The sequence below is a fragment of the Flavobacterium sp. MMS24-S5 genome, from assembly GCF_050320125.1.
In the GTDB taxonomy this organism is placed as follows: Bacteria; Bacteroidota; Bacteroidia; order Flavobacteriales; family Flavobacteriaceae; genus Flavobacterium; species Flavobacterium tyrosinilyticum.
Genome location: NZ_CP190016.1, coordinates 2,418,983 through 2,435,705, shown reverse-complemented (window position 1 = coordinate 2,435,705; position 16,723 = coordinate 2,418,983). Strand labels below are relative to the sequence as shown.

Sequence of the window (16,723 nt, the reverse complement as noted above, 5' to 3'; positions counted from 1 at the left end):
TAAACTTGAAACAAAAACAACCAAAATATTATGAGCGACGATTTAAAACCAAGATTTATTGAGTCTTTAAAAAGAAACAATGATCAGATAAGAGAAGACAGAGCCAAAGTAATTGGTGAGGATTCAGAATTAATATACAGAAGAAGAGTCGAAGATATCGAATTAAAAATCAAAAGACTCGAAAGAGAACAAGAAGGATTAATTGATATTAGTCCACTGGATAAAAACAGTTTGACTTTTGCCGATTTTCAGCCAGAAGCTTTTGTTCAGAAGGACATGGAGCTTTCGTTGACGATTAGAAATTTAAACATCCAGTTTGAGGTTACAAAAAAGAGATTTGAATATTTATTTGGTAAAAAATATTAGTCATGGGAGGTACAAGATATGATTTCGGTGCTCGCGAGAGTAGAGCAAAAAAAGTAGGTTATGCTAGTAAATCAGCTAGCGAGATTTTTACACAGAATGCATTACGAATGGCTCATGAATCGATGAACCCAAACGGAGTGGTTTTTAGAGAAGCAAGAGATTCAGATGTGCATCCCAATACAGTTCCGATTATTTTAGGATTGGACGTTACTGGAAGTATGGGACATATTCCACATGAATTGATAAAAGAAGGACTTCCAAAATTAATGGGAGGAATTATCCAAGGTGGCGTTCCAGATCCAGCGCTTTTATTCTTAGGAATTGGCGATCACGAATGCGACAGATATCCGCTTCAAGTTGGACAGTTTGAATCTGGCGATGAAGAATTGGACATGTGGTTGACAAGAACCTACATTGAAGGCGGAGGAGGAGGAAACGCTGGCGAAAGTTATCTTTTAGCATGGTATTTTGCAGCTTTTCACACCAAAACGGATGCTTTTGAAAAAAGAGGACAAAAAGGCTTGTTGTTTACTGTTGGTGATGAGCCAGGTTTAAAAACACTTCCAGCTTCAGCAATTAAAGAAATTATGGGGCAGGGACAACAGACTTATACGCATCTTGAATTATTAGCAGAAGCGCAAAAAAAGTACGATGTCTATCATATCAGTGTATTGCATTCAGGACAAGCCGTCAATGCCGATGTAGAATGGAAAGAATTACTGGGGCAAAACTGTTTGTCTATAGAAGATCACAGAGAAATTCCAAACGTAATTAAAAAGATCATCTGCGATAAACATAAAAGTTCTGGCTTAGGAACAATACCCGTTTCTGATGCAAGTGATAGCAGTTTGGATGCTATAGAAATGCTTTAATTTTTAAACACATAGAATCATAGATTTCTTTTTTGAATTTGAGAGATTAAAGAAAGAAACTAGTTTCTAACACATAGCAACTATGTGAATTGAAATAAGTGAAACGTCTTTTAAAGTTTCCAAAAATCTATGTTTCTATGTGTTTAAATCAATAACAACAAAATGAAAACAGCGAAAATAGTTATAGGTTTAGGATTTGGTGATGAAGGAAAAGGCATAACAACAGATTTTCTGGCAAAACAAAACCCTGAATCTATAGTTATTCGGTTTTCGGGAGGACAGCAGGCCGCTCATACCGTCATGATTGGAAATAGAAAACACGTTCATTCGAGCTTTGCAAGTGGAGCACTTCGCGGTCTTCCATCTTATTACAGCGAACACTGTACGATTCATCCACTTTTTTTATACAACGAAAGAGAAGAATTAAAAGAAAAAGAGGCTAATCTGGATTTGTACATTCATCCTTTAGCAAAAGTGACCACTCCGTTTGATGTCTGGCACAACAGAGGAAATACGAGGAATATTGACCACGGAACCTGCGGAAAAGGCATTGGTTCAACAATGAAAAGAAATGAAGGTGCCGTATAAATTATTTGCTATAGATTTGATTGCACCTCGAGAAATGCTGTTAGAAAAACTAAATCAAATCGCCTATTATTATGGTTTTTTAAACGAAAGCGAAATCGACGAAGAAGTCAATCGATATTTGGAAGCAATCGATAAATTAAAATGGAATATTGTTGATTATACATTTCTTTCAAAATACGAAAATCTGATTTTTGAAGGCAGTCAGGGAATTTTGCTAGACATGGATCACGGTGTTTTTCCGAATGTAACCTATGCCAATACCACTTCAAAAAATGCAATTGAAATTTGTAATAAGCTAAAGATTGAAGATGTAGCGATTTATTACGTAACCCGAAGTTATGCAACCCGCCACGGACACGGCTGGATGGCCAATGAAGGAGAAATTAAATTAAAAAATAACGAAGAAGAAACTTGTGTTTTTAACGACTACCAAAAGCATTTACGTTTTGGAAATTTGAATTACGAACTTCTGAATTACGCTCTAAAACTCGATGCCGCTTACAGCCCAATGGCAAAACGAAATTTGGTTGTAACCTGTATGGATCAGTTGGAGCAGGATTATGAGTTTGAAAATCTCACAACAACGTTCAATGAAATTTATGGATCATTTTCACCCGATTCAAAAGATTTTAAAAACATTACTTCTTTGTTCCAATAAATAGAAAAAATGAAATACAATATAGATACCATAGCTCCAGAAAGTAAGTTTTTATTTTTCTGGGGTCATCAACCGAGTAAAGACGGAAAAATTCTTAAAACCTGTTTCAGCCAATGGTGGTTGAGTTCTTTTAAAGTAGATAAAGTAACTTATAAAACTGCAGAACATTGGATGATGGCAAAGAAAGCTGAATTATTCAACGATCAAGAAATTTTAGAAAAAATCCTTGAAGCTGATTCTCCTGCCGAAGCTAAAAAATTGGGTAGAGAAGTTAAAAATTATGTAGATACGATTTGGCTAGAAAATCGATACGAAATTGTAAAACAAGGAAACTTTCACAAATTCAGCCAAAATGCCGATTTGAAAACGTTCTTACTAAACACTAAAGAACGCGTTATTGTAGAAGCAAGTCCGGTCGATCCAATTTGGGGAATCGGAATGGCAGAAGATCACAAAGATGTCCTAAAACCAGAAGCTTGGAAAGGATTGAATCTTTTAGGTTTTGCTTTGATGGAAGTTAGGGATGAATTGAGATAAATATCATGAAAATAGAACTAATTAAATCAGTAAATGAATTTTTGAGTTTAATTCATCAAACTGAAAATTTTGAAAATAATTGGTACAGAGGTCATAAAGAAACAGACTTCCGTTTGGAACCAACTTTATATAGGGAAAAAAAACAAGTACTTACAGGGGATGAACACTTTCAAGTTAGACATTTTGAAGTTGAGGACGAAGAGTTTCTAATTAATGAATTTAAAACAAAACTACCCTTAACTATAAATGATTATACTCCAAGTGATTTAGATTATTTGTATTTAATGCAACATAATGGAATAAAAACAAGATTGCTCGATTTTACAACAAATCCTTTAATTGCTTTATTTTTTAGTGTTTTTGAAAGCAAAGACATAAAGAAGGAAAGTGAAGATTTTACTCGTAGAGATGAATTTGATGAAAATTGTTCAAGTGTTTTTTGCATAAATCCTAAAATTGTCAATAAGGTTTCATTTGGTGTTGAAAGTGTCGTGGATTTATCATTTTTAAATTTTGATGAAGTAAGATTTTTACAAACACCAGTTTGTATTGAACCAAAAAATACAAAAATAGATAAAAGAATAGAAGCTCAATTTGGAAAATTTGTACTTTTTGGAAAAGAAGTAAATCCACTTGATTGGTACGATGTTCCAAGAAAAAAGATGTTAAAAATTTTGATTCCAAATTCGAAGAGGGAAAAAATCTTAAATGAATTAAATCGAAAATATGGTCTAAATTCAGAATCGGTTTATCCTGATACAGGAATTCCAACTAATCAAATTGATAAAATAAAATTAGATCTTAAAGGAAAATATAAAAAACTGTAGTGTGAGAGCGATATACCTGACAGTTCTTATTAAAATATTAAAAAATGAAAAACATTCAATATATAAAAGGCGATGCAACATCTCCAGATGGTTCAGAAAATAAGATAATCGTTCACGTTTGCAATGATATTGGCGGATGGGGAAAAGGATTTGTAATGGCAATTTCAAAAAGATGGAAAACACCAGAAAAGCAATATCGCGAATGGTTCAAATCTAAAAATGATTTTGAATTAGGAAAAGTGCAGTTTGTTCAAGTTGAAGAGGATTTATGGGTAGCGAATTTAATTGGACAGCATAAAATAAATAAAGACGAAAACGGCGAAAGCTCCAATTCGATATAACGCTATTGGAGAGGGATTAAAAACGGTTTCTGATTTTGCAAAGATAAATGATGCATCGGTTCATATGCCGAGAATTGGATGTGGACTAGCCGGTGGAAAATGGGAAATGATTGAACCTATCATTCTTGAAAACCTCTCTAGTCAGGATATAAAAGTCGTGGTTTATGATTTTTAAATCCATAATAAAAGTATCATGAAAATTGAATTGTTAAAAGCGGATATAACAGAAATTAAGGTTGATGCAATCGTAAATGCAGCGAATACTTCTTTGCTTGGAGGTGGTGGCGTTGACGGTGCAATTCATCGAAAAGGAGGAAAAGCAATTTTAGATGAATGTGTCCAAATTAGAAATAAGCAGGGAGGATGCAAAACAGGTGAAGCTGTAATTACAACTGCAGGAAATTTGCCTTCTAAATATGTTATTCACACTGTTGGACCAGTTTGGAATGGTGACAAAGAAGAAAAATCAAAATTGTTGGCAGATTGTTACAAGAACAGTTTGAATCTTGCTGTTGAAAACAGAATCAAAACAATTGCTTTTCCAAATATCAGTACAGGGATTTATCACTTTCCAAAAGATAAAGCCGCAGAAATCGCAGTAAGAGCTGTAAAAGATTTCGATAAATCAAATGAAATAGAAAAGGTAATATTTGTCTGTTTCGATGATGAAAATTATAAGATTTATAAAGACCTTTTGTAGATGTTCCTTAGGAACATTTCGTTGGTAAAAAAAAAACATTAATATGAATGAAAATATAGCAAAAAGCGTCAGCAAGTTTTTAAGTCTGGTGCTTAGACATTCGCCAGAAAAAATCGGATTAAAATTAGATGAAAACGGTTGGGCAGATGTTGAAGAATTAATTACAAAATGTAATAAAAAAGGACAACGCATGGATGCAGAACTTTTAGATTACGTTGTAGAAAATAACGATAAAAAGCGTTTTGCTTACAATGAAGATAAAACCAAAATTCGTGCAAGTCAGGGACATTCCATTTCGGTTGAATTAAACCTGGCAGAAATAGAACCTTTGGAATATTTGTACCACGGAACGGTTGGGAAGTTTATGGAGAACATTCGTGCAGAAGGTTTGAAAAAAATGAGTCGCCAGCACGTGCATTTAAGTAAAGACAAAGAAACGGCAACAAAAGTAGGAAGCCGAAGAGGAGTGCCACAAATTTTAACCGTTAGAAGCGGCGCGATGCATAGAGACGGATTCAAATTTTATTTATCCGAAAACAATGTCTGGCTGACTGATGAGGTTCCGGCAAAGTACATTGAGTTCGCATCATAATAAAAAGATTGCTTTAGAGATCAGACTTTTCAAGAAACAATTTTAGTAATTCCTAAATACATAATCATGCTGAATATTATTAATGAAGAAAAGGAAATTTACACAATCGATAATTTTCTTACCGTTGAAGAATGTAATGAGTTAATAGAGAGAAGCGAACAAATTGGCTTTGAAGAAGCTGAAGTAAATGTTGATGGCGCACAAAAAATGATGAAAATGGTACGCAATAACGAGCGTATCATGTATCAGGATGATGAATACGCTTCTTTATTATGGCAGAAACTGGAACCATATGTTAGACCAGAAGTAGGAAACAGTACAGCTATTGGATTAAATGAAATGTTCAGGTTTTATAAGTATAATCCAAGTCAACGTTTTAAAATGCATATTGACGGAAGTTATAAACGCAATGAATCAGAATCTAGCTATTATACATTTCTTATTTATCTGAATGATGGTTATGAAGGCGGAGAAACAAAATTTGCTTCGGGTGAAATTATTGAACCCAAAACAGGATCAGCTCTTATTTTTGAACATAAGCAGCGTCATGAAGGAGCATCTTTGATCTCGGGAATAAAATATGTTTTAAGAACTGATATTATGTATAAAAGTAAAGACAGTATTTAATTAATGAAAAGAACACTAGTTTTTGGAGATATTCACGGAGGATTAAACGCTTTGGTTCAGTTACTGGAAAGAGTCTCGATATCTGAAAATGACAGATTGATTTTTTTAGGAGATTATGTAGATGGATGGAGCGAATCGGCACAGGTTATTGATTTTCTTATGGATTTATCCAAAAAGCACGAATGTATTTTTATAAAAGGAAATCACGATGCTTGGTGTCAAGAATGGTTGATGAACGATGTTGTAAATGATATTTGGTTTCTTCATGGAGGAAAATCGACAATAGAAAGTTATCAGAATTTTGGTCTTTCAGAAAAGCTGCAACATCAGGAATTCTTTAATCAAATGAAAGATTATTTTGTGGATGAAAACAACAATCTTTTCATTCATGCTGGATTCTCTTCTATGCATCGAGCCAGAAAAAGAACATTACCAAACCAATTTTTCGTGGGACAGAACATTATGGGAAATGGCGCTGACAATGGACAAGCGAATCAAAAAAGATTCACTTTTATATCCAAAAAGATTATTGCTTTTTAATGAAATCTACATAGGCCATACGCCAACGCTTCATTACGATGTAGAAATCCCAATGCAGGGTTGTAATGTTTGGAATATTGATACAGGAGCAGGTTTTTATGGAAAACTTTCCTGTATTGATATAGAATCAAAAGAATTTTGGCAGAGTGATGTCGTGCAAAACTTGTATCCTAGCGAGAAAGGAAGAAATAAATAAAATGAAAAATACAATAGAATCTGGTTTATTTGGCCTAGCTGTTGGCGATGCTTTGGGAGTTCCGGTTGAATTTCAATCTCGAGCTTATTTAAAACAAAATCCAGTTACAGAAATGTTTGGTTTTGGAACGCATCATCAGCCAATTGGAACCTGGAGTGATGACAGTTCACTTGCTTTTTGTTTAGTGGAGAGTTTATGTTCGGGCTATGATTTGAATGATATTGCAAGGAATTTTGTAAAATGGTATAGTGCAGAATTGTGGACACCACACGGACAGGTTTTTGATATTGGAATAGCAACCAGAAATGCAATTTTAAATATTGCAAAAGGGCATCAGCCTGATTTATGTGGAGGATTTTCTGAAAGCGATAACGGAAATGGCTCCTTAATGCGTATTTTGCCATTGGTTTTTTATCTTCAAAAAGAAAATAATATTGAAGTTATTTATCAAAAAGTAAAAGAAGTTTCATCTATAACACACGCGCATTTCAGATCTGTATTTGCTTGTTTTATTTACGTGGTTTATTGTTTGGAAATCTTAAAAGATAAAGATAAATTCGAAGCTTATAAAAATACCCAACTTGTTCTTTCTAAATTTTTGGAAGATAAAAGTTTTAATCCTGTTGAAATCGGATTATTTGATAGAATTTTGAAAAATGATATTTCAAAATACAATGAAAACGAAATTCATTCTTCGGGTTATGTGCTTCAAAGTTTAGAAGCGAGTATCTGGTGTTTTCTAAATTCGAATTCTTATGAAGAAACTGTTTTAAAAGCAGTCAATTTAGGACAAGATACAGATACAACCGGTGCTATTGCAGGAGGTTTGGCAGGAATTTATTACGGAATCGAGAATATTCCGCAAAAATGGATTGAGAATTTAGTAAGAACAAACGATATAAAAGATTTAGCAGAACGCTTATCAAATAAAATAAAATAACTTATATATGAACCCACTACTATTAACTGACGGTTACAAAGTTGACCACAGAAGACAATACCCAGACGGAACCACAATCGTATATTCTAACTGGACACCAAGAAAATCAAGAATTGAAACAGTTGATGAGGTAATCTTTTTTGGATTGCAGTATTTCATTAAAAAATATATCATTCATGACTTCGAAGAGGATTTCTTCAAAAAGCCAAAAGAAGAAGTGATTAAAAAATATTCTCGCAGAATCAATAATTATTTAGGCGAAAATTTAGTTGGAACTAAACATATAGAAGATTTACATGATTTAGGCTATATTCCGATGGTATTCAAAGCTTTGCCAGAAGGCGCAAGCGTTCCGTTGAGAGTTCCAATGTTTACGATGTACAATACAATTCCAGAATTTTTCTGGTTGACGAATTATTTCGAAACGTTACTTTCTGCAGTAGTTTGGCTGCCTTGTAACTCAGCAACCATTGCAAAAGAATACAGAAAAGTATTAGACAAATATGCGGCAGAAACTTCTTCTGTTCCAGAATTTGTAGACTGGCAGGCACATGATTTCTCAATGAGAGGAATGGGCGGAATAGAAGCAGCTCTAACTTCTGCAGCTGGACATTTATTGAGTTTTACAGGATCTGACACGATTCCTGCAATAGATTTCTTAGAAGAATATTACAACGCCAATTCAGATCTAGAATTGGTTGCAGGTTCAGTAGCCGCAACAGAACATTCTGTTATGTGTATGGGAACAACAGAAGGCGAGTACGAAACTTTCAAAAGATTAATTACAGAAGTATATCCAAAAGGAATCGTTTCTATCGTTTCTGATACTTGGGATTTATGGAAAGTTTTAACGGATTATCTTCCAAGATTAAAAGAAGAAATCGTTTCAAGAGAAGGTAAAGTCGTAATTCGTCCTGACAGCGGTGATCCAGTTGATATTATCTGCGGAAATCCGAACGGAAAAACAGAACAAGAGAAAAAAGGTGTTATCGAATTGCTTTGGGATGTTTTTGGAGGAACCACAAATGCTAAAGGATTTAAAGAATTGGTTCCGCAAATCGGAGCTATTTACGGAGACAGTATTACAGTAGCAAGAGCAACTCAAATCTGCGAAAGATTAAAAGAAAAAGGATTTGCTTCTACAAATGTTGTTTTAGGAATTGGTTCTTTCACATATCAATACAATACCAGAGATACTTTCGGATTTGCAATGAAAGCAACTTACGGAGAAGTAAACGGAGAGGGAAGAGCCATCTTCAAAGATCCGATTACAGACGACGGAACTAAAAAATCGGCTAAAGGATTAATGAAAATCGATTTAATCGATGGCAAATATCATTTAACAGATAATGTTTCTTGGGACGAAGAAAAACAGGGTGAATTGAAAGAAGTTTTTAGAGATGGAAAACTTTTGGTTGATCAATCGCTGAGTGAAATCAGAACGAGAGTAAAAAGTGAAGTAATTATCGAAGCTTAATTATAAATAGAAAGCCTGAATTTAAAATTCAGGCTTTTTTATTGCGCTCTGTTGTCATTTCGACCAAAGGGAGAAATCACACTCGTAAATCGACAAAGATGGGATGCCTTTTGCGGAGTTTCTTGTGTGATTTCTCCCTTTGGTCGAAATGACAAGATTGTGTAAACTGTTCGGGGAATTACTTCTTATAAAAATTATTATGATCAATATATTCCCAAACCTTTGGAGGCAATAAAGGTTGAATGTTTTTACCTTCTTTAATGCTGTTTCTAATAAAAGTCGAAGAAATCTCTACAATTGGCGCATCGATTACATGAATTTTGGGATGCGATTTTAGCTCAACATTTTCAGGTTCATCAGAAATTCTTGGATATACATAAATATCATGATTTTCCAGTATCACTTCATAGTTTTTCCATTTATGAAGCGTTTTCAGATTGTCTTCGCCCATAATTAATGAAAACTCATGGGTTGGATATTTCTCTTGTAAATGAGCGAGCGTGATAACGGTATAACTCGGCTGAGGTAATTTAAATTCGATATCAGACGGTTTTATCTTTGTGTAATCTTCTGTGGCCAGAAAAACCATTTGCAGACGCTGTTGGTCGTCTAATAAAGTCGATTTCTTTTTTAACGGATTGTGAGGCGTAACAACCATCCAAATCTGATCTAAATCTGCAAACTCGGCCATGTGATTCGCAATGATTAAATGACCAACATGTATGGGGTTATATGTTCCGAAGTAAAGACCTATTTTCATTTTTTATAGTTTCACAGAGAGTCGCTAAGATAGCACAAAGATTCGCAAAGTTTAAAATAATACTTTTGCGAATCTCCGTGTTTTTTCTTTGTGTATCTCTGTGGAATAAAATTACTTGTTTATGAAATCTTTTACCAGTTGATGTGCTTCTTCAAGAGCAACTGATAAATCATAGTTTTTGATAATCACGTCGAACTGAGGCGCTGTTGCCAATTCTACAGAAGCTTTTGCGATACGCATATTGATTTTATCTTCGCTTTCTGTAGAACGTTGTTTTAATCGACGTTTTAATTCGTCAACACTTGGAGGTTTAACAAAAACAGCCAAAGTTTCTTCTGGAAATTTGTGTTTAATACGAAGGCCACCAACCACGTCAATATCAAAAATGACATTTTTTCCTAAAGCCCAGATTCTTTCAATTTCCGATTTTAAAGTGCCGTAGAAGTTGTCGCGATATACTTCTTCCCATTCCAAGAAATCTTCAGCTTTAATGTGTTTTTTGAATTCTTCCAACGAAATAAAATAATAATCCTTTCCGTCTACTTCTTCACCACGTGGCGCACGTGACGCTGCCGAAATCGAAAATTCAAGATTTAAATCTTCCTGACCTAATAAATGTTTTACGATAGTTGTTTTTCCTGATCCAGACGGTGCCGAAAAAACAATTAATTTTCCTTTGTTCATTGTGTATGCTTTAGGCTTTAAGCAATATGCTCTAAGCTTGATATTTGTGTGGTATTTATGCTCTAAGCTTTAAAGCACATTCAATACTTGCTCTTTAATCTTCTCCAATTCATCTTTCATCATCACAACCAATTTCTGCATTTGAGCATGATTTGATTTAGATCCCATTGTATTAATTTCGCGTCCCATTTCCTGAGTGATAAAACCCAGTTTTCTACCATTAGCTTCAGTTCCATTAAGAGTTTCTATAAAGTAATCTAAATGATTGCCTAAACGGACTTTTTCTTCAGTAATGTCTAATTTCTCTAAATAATAGATTAATTCCTGCTCAAAACGGTTTTCATCAACATTCACCTGTAATTCTGAAATTGCAGTCTGCAAACGATCTTTAATTGCTTGTACACGTTCTGGATCAAGTGCCAAGGTATCATTCATGAATTGACGAATGTTTCCAATTCTTAAATTGAATTCTTTTTCAAGAGATTCACCTTCGTCTTTACGGAAGTTTAAAATGTTTTGAAGTGCCTCATCAATGATAACTTGAATCTGCTCCCAGTCATTCTCGTCAATTTCTTCGCGTTCTGTTTTTAATGTGTCAGGCATACGAACCGCCATTTTCATTAATTCAGTTTCATCAGCATCTGGATTTACTTCTTTTAACTGCGCAATATAATTTTTTACGACAGGCACATTTACTTTAGTTGAAGTTTGTTCTGCAGTACTTTCTACATAGATTGCAAAATCAATTTTTCCTCTTTCCAATTTAGTCGAAATAAGAGTTCGCAATCCAAGTTCCATCTCACGGTAAACCGATGGCATTCTTACATTTAAATCTAAACCTTTAGAGTTTAGAGATTTTACTTCAACGGTGATTTTTTTTGTAGGCAATTGCAAAGAAGCTTTGCCAAACCCTGTCATAGATTGTATCATATAATTGAGTATAAAGGCGCAAAGATAAATAAAAGTTTGATGTGTTACGTTGTAAATTGTGAATCAGTTTTATAGATCAAAATTTGCGGTTATTCTTACGTTAGTGCATTTATAACTTCGGCTACATTTTTTTGGCTGTTACCGATGTAAATTTTTCCGTCAATAATAAAAACTGGACGGCTTAAGAAAGTATAATGCTCTAAGATGTATTTTTTAAAATCAGCTTCAGTTAAAGATTTTTCTTTTAATCCCATTGACTTGTACAATTGAGCCTTTTTGCTAAATAACGCTTCATAACTTCCAGAAAGTTTATACATTTCTTCTAGTTGTTCTTCTGTAATTGGATCTTGTCTAATGTCTTGAAAAACTAGATTATTTTCTGGAAGACTTTTAATGATTTTGCGGCAAGTATCGCAGGAGGCTAAGTAATATATTTTGTCCATTATTTTATGAATTTGTTAGAATACAAAGAAAATCCATTTGAAGCTTAAAAATGATTAATTTTAGAAAAAAAAATAAAATTATGAGTTCAGTTTTTGATGTACAGAAAACGATTAGAGAAATTCTCTTGAAAATCTTAGACAGTCATTCGTTAGAACAATTAAACAAAGTTCCAGATGGTTTTAGCAACAATATTATTTGGAATATAGGTCATTGTATTTCGTCGCAGCAGGTTTTGGTTTATAAATTATCGGGCCTTCCAACAATGGTTTCTGAAGATTTCATTAACAAATACAGAAAAGGAACCAAACCAGAAGGGGATGTTTCTCAAGCTGAAGTTGATGAGATTCGAACATTGCTTTCTACAACATTAGAAAAAACAAAAAATGATTTTGAGAGCGGACTTTTTGTTGATTACCACGAGTATACTACTAGTATCGGTTTCACGCTTCGTCATGTTCAAGGAGCCTTAGATTTTAATAATTACCACGAAGGGCTTCATAGTGGAATTGCAATGGCATTAAGAAAATTGGTTTAAAAAAAGTCCCGCATTCAGCGGGACTTTTTTTATTCAATTATGGTTTCAATGGTAACCTTCATGGCTCCGGCACCTTTGTGTTTTGTAATGTCCATAAAAGCTCGTTTAGACAAATCGATTTCGCGGGTTTTTACAAAAGGTCCGCGATCTGTAATTTTTACAATAACGAATTTGCCATTGGCTTCATTGGTTACTTTAACTCTTGTTCCAAAAGGAAGTTTTTTGTGAGCTGCAGTATAACTGTTGTTGTTGAATCTACTTCCATTAGCGGTTCTTTTTCCATTAAAACGATCTGCATAGTAGGAGGCATGAGCGTTTTTCTTGTATGGTCTCAGTTTTAAACCTTTGTCAGTAAAAACAGAATCCGGCAACGGAATAATAGCTGGTTTTACATTTTTAACAGTATCTTGAATGATTTTAGGTTCTGTTGTAGGTTTGGTTTGGCTTATGACATACGTAAAGCCGCTAATTAAGGTTAAAGCGATTGTGGCGAATAAAATGTTCTTTTTATTTCTCATGGGTTATTCTTTTTCAGACTTGGGGGGAGTTTGTACAAATAATATGCCGAGATAAAAAAAGCCCTCATTAAGGGCTTTTAATTGGTATTTTTTAGAACCAAAGGTTCCATGGAATTCTACTTAAAATAAGCAATAATCCTAATCCGTAAAAAATAGCAAAGGTTTTAAATTTAGCTTCGCTATTGATTAATTTTTTATGTTTAGACCATCCGATAGTAATCAAGATGATAGCAATAATATTAATAAGAGGATGTTCTAATGATGTTAATCTTAATTCTGCATTTGACATTTGACCTAATACAGCAAAGCCTCTCGCAGAAACAAAATATAAGATTAAACCAATCAATAATTGAGTGTGTGTGCCAATTAAAGCAAATAAAGCGATTTTACGATCCTTACCAGTAAATTCTTTTTTTGAAGTTACTCCGATAATAGCGTTAACAACTGCAATTACTAAAAGAAGCAATGCTAAGTACGCCCAGCCAGAGTGAAATTTTTGTAGAAAATTATACATAAACTGTGTTTTTTGTTCAAAAACAAATATAACAAAAAAGGCTATAAAAAAACGGCATTAAACTTAAAAGTCAATGCCGTTTTTATTATTTATTTAGATTCTAAATTCTTAGAAATCGTAACGTAATGCGAAGTTCCAAGTTCTACCGAAACCAAAGTATACTTGGTTTGTAGTAGCAATACCTTTGTAAGTTGTAACAGTAGGAACATCAGCAGCAAATATATTTGTTTTTGCTTCAGCAATGTAAGTGTAATCAAAAAGGTTGTTTACATTTAATCTGAAACCTACTGAGTTGCTTTTGTTTCTACCTACTAACAATTTGTATGATAAACCAGCATCAGCAGTACCGTAAGATGGTAATTGTAATGCACCTCTGTTATCTTCTTTAGTAAAGTTTCCTGGAGAGATAGCAGCATACAATTTGTCAACATAGTTGTAGTTTGCATCTACAGTAAAACGAGGTAAGATTTCATAAGTTGCTCCTAAAGCAGCAGTTGTTTGAGCAGCATCACCAACTCTTACACCGTCAAGGAATAATGTTGAACCAGTTCCGATTTGATTGTTAGCTGAATCGTAACGGTTACTTGTACTTGTTCCTTCATATTTCCAATCTCCAAGAGATAGCATACCTGTAATAGTAAGTTTGTCAAGCACTTTAGCAGTACCATCAATCTCAATACCTGAGTGGATTTCTGTAATTCCAGCGAAATCAAAGTAACCACCTGGATTATCAGCAGCACCATCATTAGATCTTTGGTATCTGTCTTTCCAAGAAGTTCTGTATAAGTTAACATTTGCAGTAAATTTACTTGTACGTAAACCATATCCAGCTTCAACAGCAAAGATTTTTTCGTTTGTTAAGTTACCAGCTACAATTGAACTGTTGTTTGGGTAAACTGCATTAAAGAATGGTTGTTTTGAGTAGTATCCTGAGTTAACAAAAACATTATGGTGCTCGTTGATGTTGTAGTTAACACCACCTTTTACGTTACCACCTAAGATGTTTTCGTAATCTGTACTTGCTAATGGAGTTCCAGCTGCATATTTGAAATAGTCAACTCTTTTGAATCCTTGTTGAGAAAGCGCACCTTGAACGAATGCAGTAAATTTATCAGAAGTATACTCTAATTGAGTAAATCCTCCGTACCATCTTACGTCACCGTCATTGTTGAAGTTGATTTTTTCTTCTTTGTCAGTGCTTTTGAATACATTCCAAGCTGGGTATGTAGAATATGTACCGTATAAAACTCTATTTGGGTTGTTTACATCAAAATTGTCAGCGAATGCATCTGCTCCTAGAAGGTTGTTTACGTTTTGGTAGTGAAGACCTTTGTATCCTCTTACGTCAACTCCTAAATCCCAAGTTAAATTTTCTGTGAATTTTTTGTTGAAGTTAACAATTGCTCCATACCAGTTGTGAGAGTTAACAGATGAAATTTGAGAAATACCATTTGTAGTATTGTTTCCAGTAAGTGAAGTATTTTGGTATTGACCAGTCGTACCTGTTGTTGTACGAGTAGAAGCAGCTCCATTGATCATTACCGTTTCACCTGAATTATAAGCTACGATTTTGTCATAATCAACTAAACCGTTTGCAGTTCTAAATGCAGCGTTAGCATAATTTAATCCTTTAATAAATCCAGTTCCTCTAGATCCTCCTCCACGTCCGAAAGAAGCGTAAGCAACAGCAGATAATTTAGATGTTTCATTAATTTGGAAATCATAGTTTAATGAAGTAACAGGTTTGTGGTAGTAGTTTCTTACCATGTTGAAAGCCTGACCATCTTTGTATCCCCAATCAGAGTTATATCTAATGTTTGGATCAGATACTGAACCATATTGTTGATACTGTGCTATAGTGATGAATGTAGATCTTTGATCGTGCCATTGTGGAGCACCAGTAACTGTAAATTGGAAATCGTGTTTGTTGTTTTTTGTAGTATAACCAAGAGCTACATAGTAGTTATCTCCGTTAAATTGAGTTCCATCTACATATCCGTCACCTTGAGTGTGGCTGTATAATACAGAAGCAGAGAATCCGCTATCTAATTTTCCTGTGTTGTAAGCAACGTTAGATTTGAAGAAATTATCGTTACCAAAAGAAGTACCAACTGTACCACCTTGTTTTAAATCTGAAGCTTTGGTTACGTAGTTCATAGTACCTCCAACAGAAGCAATAGCTAATTTAGAAGAACCTAAACCTCTTTGTACTTGAATGAAAGAAGTAACGTCAGATAAACCAGCCCAGTTACTCCAGTAAACAGCACCGTTTTCCATGTCGTTAACTGGCATACCGTTAACCATTACCGCAATGTTGTTTTGGCTAAATCCACGAATTGTGATTCTAGAATCTCCAAATCCACCACCAGATTTAGTTACATAAACAGATGGAGTGCTTTTTAACATTTCAGGAAGTTCTTGGTTTCCTAGTTTTGCCTGAATTTCAGCAGCTTTAATTGTTGATACTGCAACAGGAGTTTTTCTGTCTTTTGCAATATCTACTGTGCTACTTTTAACTACGATCTCGCTCAATTCGTTTGAGTTAGAAACCAAAGTGATAGTTCCTAAGTTTGTAGTTGCGCCGTTAGACACATTAAATTTCACAGTTTGGTTGTCATAACCTAAGAAAGAGATAACAATCTCTCCTGTGCTTGATGTTGAAGTAAGAGTAAATTTACCATCAAAATCTGTTGAAGTTGCTGTAGTAGATCCTTTGATCACTACATTTGCTCCTGGTAATCCACCTGTTCCGTCGGTAATTTTACCAGTAACTTTTCCTTGAGAAAATACGGTTGAAACTATCATAAAGAATAGTCCGGTCAGTAACCAATTTTTCATTTTCTTCATTTTGTTATTGAGTTTATTGTTTTTGGCAAAATTATAACAAATAACTCAGATAATGTTATCGAAATGTTAAGAAAAACAAGTTTTGCTTTTTGTGCTGCGCATTAAAATGAATTTTTCTCTTTTTATTAAAAAAAATATTGATTTGTTGAATTTATGCAATGCTTTTTTGTTAAAACTGTAATTATTTCTATAGTTAAGCAATGTTAAAAATGTAAATTAGCGGATTTTTC

General features: G+C 34.1%; 19 protein-coding genes and 2 pseudogenes. 14 read left to right on the top strand and 7 right to left on the bottom strand.

Translation table 11 applies throughout. The features are described 5' to 3' along the window. Positions 1-30: 30 nt before the first annotated feature. The 13 genes and pseudogenes from ACPWTF_RS11350 to ACPWTF_RS11290 all read left to right on the top strand — a co-directional run bounded on the left by ACPWTF_RS11350 (position 31) and on the right by ACPWTF_RS11290 (position 9,261). Positions 31-366 (top strand): hypothetical protein, encoded by a 336-nt coding sequence (locus ACPWTF_RS11350; protein ID WP_095928446.1) that lies wholly within the window; start codon positions 31-33, stop codon positions 364-366. 2 nt (positions 367-368) lie between these two features. Continuing rightward, positions 369-1,238, top strand: coding sequence for a hypothetical protein (locus tag ACPWTF_RS11345; RefSeq protein WP_427875503.1), 870 nt, complete (start codon positions 369-371; stop codon positions 1,236-1,238). 162 nt (positions 1,239-1,400) lie between these two features. After that, on the top strand, positions 1,401-1,826 hold the full coding sequence (locus tag ACPWTF_RS11340; RefSeq protein WP_427875502.1) for an adenylosuccinate synthetase: 426 nt from the start codon (positions 1,401-1,403) through the stop codon (positions 1,824-1,826). Then, the gene (locus ACPWTF_RS11335) at positions 1,810-2,484 is read left to right on the top strand and encodes an adenylosuccinate synthetase (RefSeq protein WP_427875501.1); all 675 of its coding nucleotides are present in this window, start codon (positions 1,810-1,812) and stop codon (positions 2,482-2,484) included. The genes ACPWTF_RS11340 and ACPWTF_RS11335 overlap by 17 nt, the downstream gene beginning before the upstream one ends. A gap of 9 nt (positions 2,485-2,493) precedes the next feature. Beyond that, positions 2,494-3,021, top strand: a complete 528-nt coding sequence (locus ACPWTF_RS11330) for an NADAR family protein (protein WP_427875500.1) — start codon at positions 2,494-2,496, stop codon at positions 3,019-3,021. Between the two features lie 5 nt (positions 3,022-3,026). Further along, a complete protein-coding gene (locus ACPWTF_RS11325; RefSeq protein ID WP_320495601.1) occupies positions 3,027-3,848 on the top strand; it encodes an FRG domain-containing protein in 822 nt (273 codons plus the stop codon). 44 nt (positions 3,849-3,892) lie between these two features. After that, positions 3,893-4,364, top strand: a pseudogene (locus tag ACPWTF_RS11320) (macro domain-containing protein). 18 nt (positions 4,365-4,382) lie between these two features. Beyond that, a complete protein-coding gene (locus tag ACPWTF_RS11315; protein WP_427875499.1) occupies positions 4,383-4,889 on the top strand; it encodes an O-acetyl-ADP-ribose deacetylase in 507 nt (168 codons plus the stop codon). A 43-nt stretch (positions 4,890-4,932) separates the two neighbouring features. After that, positions 4,933-5,481, top strand: coding sequence for an RNA 2'-phosphotransferase (locus ACPWTF_RS11310; RefSeq protein ID WP_427875498.1), 549 nt, complete (start codon positions 4,933-4,935; stop codon positions 5,479-5,481). A 66-nt stretch (positions 5,482-5,547) separates the two neighbouring features. Continuing rightward, positions 5,548-6,108: a prolyl hydroxylase family protein gene (locus ACPWTF_RS11305; RefSeq protein ID WP_427875497.1), complete on the top strand. Its 561-nt coding sequence runs from the start codon at positions 5,548-5,550 to the stop codon at positions 6,106-6,108. 3 nt (positions 6,109-6,111) lie between these two features. Continuing rightward, positions 6,112-6,844, top strand: a pseudogene (locus ACPWTF_RS11300) (metallophosphoesterase family protein). A 1-nt stretch (position 6,845) separates the two neighbouring features. After that, positions 6,846-7,784 (top strand): ADP-ribosylglycohydrolase family protein, encoded by a 939-nt coding sequence (locus ACPWTF_RS11295; protein ID WP_427875496.1) that lies wholly within the window; start codon positions 6,846-6,848, stop codon positions 7,782-7,784. A 7-nt stretch (positions 7,785-7,791) separates the two neighbouring features. Continuing rightward, the gene (locus tag ACPWTF_RS11290) at positions 7,792-9,261 is read left to right on the top strand and encodes a nicotinate phosphoribosyltransferase (RefSeq protein WP_427875495.1); all 1,470 of its coding nucleotides are present in this window, start codon (positions 7,792-7,794) and stop codon (positions 9,259-9,261) included. Between the two features lie 178 nt (positions 9,262-9,439). Here ACPWTF_RS11290 and nadD read toward each other — a convergent pair whose 3' ends face one another. From nadD to ACPWTF_RS11270, 4 genes are all read right to left on the bottom strand, one after another. Further along, positions 9,440-10,021, bottom strand: coding sequence for a nicotinate (nicotinamide) nucleotide adenylyltransferase (nadD, locus tag ACPWTF_RS11285; RefSeq protein ID WP_250834880.1), 582 nt, complete (start codon positions 10,019-10,021; stop codon positions 9,440-9,442). Between the two features lie 111 nt (positions 10,022-10,132). Continuing rightward, the gene (gene gmk / locus ACPWTF_RS11280) at positions 10,133-10,705 is read right to left on the bottom strand and encodes a guanylate kinase (protein WP_250834881.1); all 573 of its coding nucleotides are present in this window, start codon (positions 10,703-10,705) and stop codon (positions 10,133-10,135) included. Positions 10,706-10,774: 69 nt separating this feature from the next. Further along, positions 10,775-11,635 (bottom strand): YicC/YloC family endoribonuclease, encoded by an 861-nt coding sequence (locus tag ACPWTF_RS11275; protein ID WP_111425235.1) that lies wholly within the window; start codon positions 11,633-11,635, stop codon positions 10,775-10,777. 95 nt (positions 11,636-11,730) lie between these two features. Continuing rightward, a complete protein-coding gene (locus ACPWTF_RS11270) occupies positions 11,731-12,078 on the bottom strand; it encodes an arsenate reductase family protein (RefSeq protein WP_427875494.1) in 348 nt (115 codons plus the stop codon). Positions 12,079-12,158: 80 nt separating this feature from the next. Here ACPWTF_RS11270 and ACPWTF_RS11265 point away from each other — a divergent pair, with 80 nt between their 5' ends. Next, positions 12,159-12,614, top strand: a complete 456-nt coding sequence (locus ACPWTF_RS11265) for a DinB family protein (protein WP_427875493.1) — start codon at positions 12,159-12,161, stop codon at positions 12,612-12,614. A 29-nt stretch (positions 12,615-12,643) separates the two neighbouring features. Here ACPWTF_RS11265 and ACPWTF_RS11260 read toward each other — a convergent pair whose 3' ends face one another. The 3 genes from ACPWTF_RS11260 to ACPWTF_RS11250 all read right to left on the bottom strand — a co-directional run bounded on the left by ACPWTF_RS11260 (position 12,644) and on the right by ACPWTF_RS11250 (position 16,493). Continuing rightward, on the bottom strand, positions 12,644-13,132 hold the full coding sequence (locus tag ACPWTF_RS11260; protein WP_250834883.1) for a septal ring lytic transglycosylase RlpA family protein: 489 nt from the start codon (positions 13,130-13,132) through the stop codon (positions 12,644-12,646). A 91-nt stretch (positions 13,133-13,223) separates the two neighbouring features. After that, positions 13,224-13,646: a hypothetical protein gene (locus tag ACPWTF_RS11255; RefSeq protein ID WP_095928431.1), complete on the bottom strand. Its 423-nt coding sequence runs from the start codon at positions 13,644-13,646 to the stop codon at positions 13,224-13,226. A gap of 108 nt (positions 13,647-13,754) precedes the next feature. Then, a complete protein-coding gene (locus ACPWTF_RS11250; RefSeq protein ID WP_379798445.1) occupies positions 13,755-16,493 on the bottom strand; it encodes a TonB-dependent receptor in 2,739 nt (912 codons plus the stop codon). Positions 16,494-16,723 lie beyond the last annotated feature (230 nt).

What these genes read in the sequence shown, in the direction of transcription:
- ACPWTF_RS11350 (WP_095928446.1), top strand. Translation starts at nt 31, where the DNA reads ATGAGCGACGATTTAAAACCAAGATTTATTGAGTCTTTAAAAAGAAAC.
- ACPWTF_RS11345 (WP_427875503.1), top strand. Translation starts at nt 369, where the DNA reads ATGGGAGGTACAAGATATGATTTCGGTGCTCGCGAGAGTAGAGCAAAA.
- ACPWTF_RS11340 (WP_427875502.1), top strand. Translation starts at nt 1,401, where the DNA reads ATGAAAACAGCGAAAATAGTTATAGGTTTAGGATTTGGTGATGAAGGA.
- ACPWTF_RS11335 (WP_427875501.1), top strand. Translation starts at nt 1,810, where the DNA reads ATGAAGGTGCCGTATAAATTATTTGCTATAGATTTGATTGCACCTCGA.
- ACPWTF_RS11330 (WP_427875500.1), top strand. Translation starts at nt 2,494, where the DNA reads ATGAAATACAATATAGATACCATAGCTCCAGAAAGTAAGTTTTTATTT.
- ACPWTF_RS11325 (WP_320495601.1), top strand. Translation starts at nt 3,027, where the DNA reads ATGAAAATAGAACTAATTAAATCAGTAAATGAATTTTTGAGTTTAATT.
- ACPWTF_RS11315 (WP_427875499.1), top strand. Translation starts at nt 4,383, where the DNA reads ATGAAAATTGAATTGTTAAAAGCGGATATAACAGAAATTAAGGTTGAT.
- ACPWTF_RS11310 (WP_427875498.1), top strand. Translation starts at nt 4,933, where the DNA reads ATGAATGAAAATATAGCAAAAAGCGTCAGCAAGTTTTTAAGTCTGGTG.
- ACPWTF_RS11305 (WP_427875497.1), top strand. Translation starts at nt 5,548, where the DNA reads ATGCTGAATATTATTAATGAAGAAAAGGAAATTTACACAATCGATAAT.
- ACPWTF_RS11295 (WP_427875496.1), top strand. Translation starts at nt 6,846, where the DNA reads ATGAAAAATACAATAGAATCTGGTTTATTTGGCCTAGCTGTTGGCGAT.
- ACPWTF_RS11290 (WP_427875495.1), top strand. Translation starts at nt 7,792, where the DNA reads ATGAACCCACTACTATTAACTGACGGTTACAAAGTTGACCACAGAAGA.
- nadD (WP_250834880.1), bottom strand. Translation starts at nt 10,021, where the DNA reads ATGAAAATAGGTCTTTACTTCGGAACATATAACCCCATACATGTTGGT.
- gmk (WP_250834881.1), bottom strand. Translation starts at nt 10,705, where the DNA reads ATGAACAAAGGAAAATTAATTGTTTTTTCGGCACCGTCTGGATCAGGA.
- ACPWTF_RS11275 (WP_111425235.1), bottom strand. Translation starts at nt 11,635, where the DNA reads ATGATACAATCTATGACAGGGTTTGGCAAAGCTTCTTTGCAATTGCCT.
- ACPWTF_RS11270 (WP_427875494.1), bottom strand. Translation starts at nt 12,078, where the DNA reads ATGGACAAAATATATTACTTAGCCTCCTGCGATACTTGCCGCAAAATC.
- ACPWTF_RS11265 (WP_427875493.1), top strand. Translation starts at nt 12,159, where the DNA reads ATGAGTTCAGTTTTTGATGTACAGAAAACGATTAGAGAAATTCTCTTG.
- ACPWTF_RS11260 (WP_250834883.1), bottom strand. Translation starts at nt 13,132, where the DNA reads ATGAGAAATAAAAAGAACATTTTATTCGCCACAATCGCTTTAACCTTA.
- ACPWTF_RS11255 (WP_095928431.1), bottom strand. Translation starts at nt 13,646, where the DNA reads ATGTATAATTTTCTACAAAAATTTCACTCTGGCTGGGCGTACTTAGCA.
- ACPWTF_RS11250 (WP_379798445.1), bottom strand. Translation starts at nt 16,493, where the DNA reads ATGAAGAAAATGAAAAATTGGTTACTGACCGGACTATTCTTTATGATA.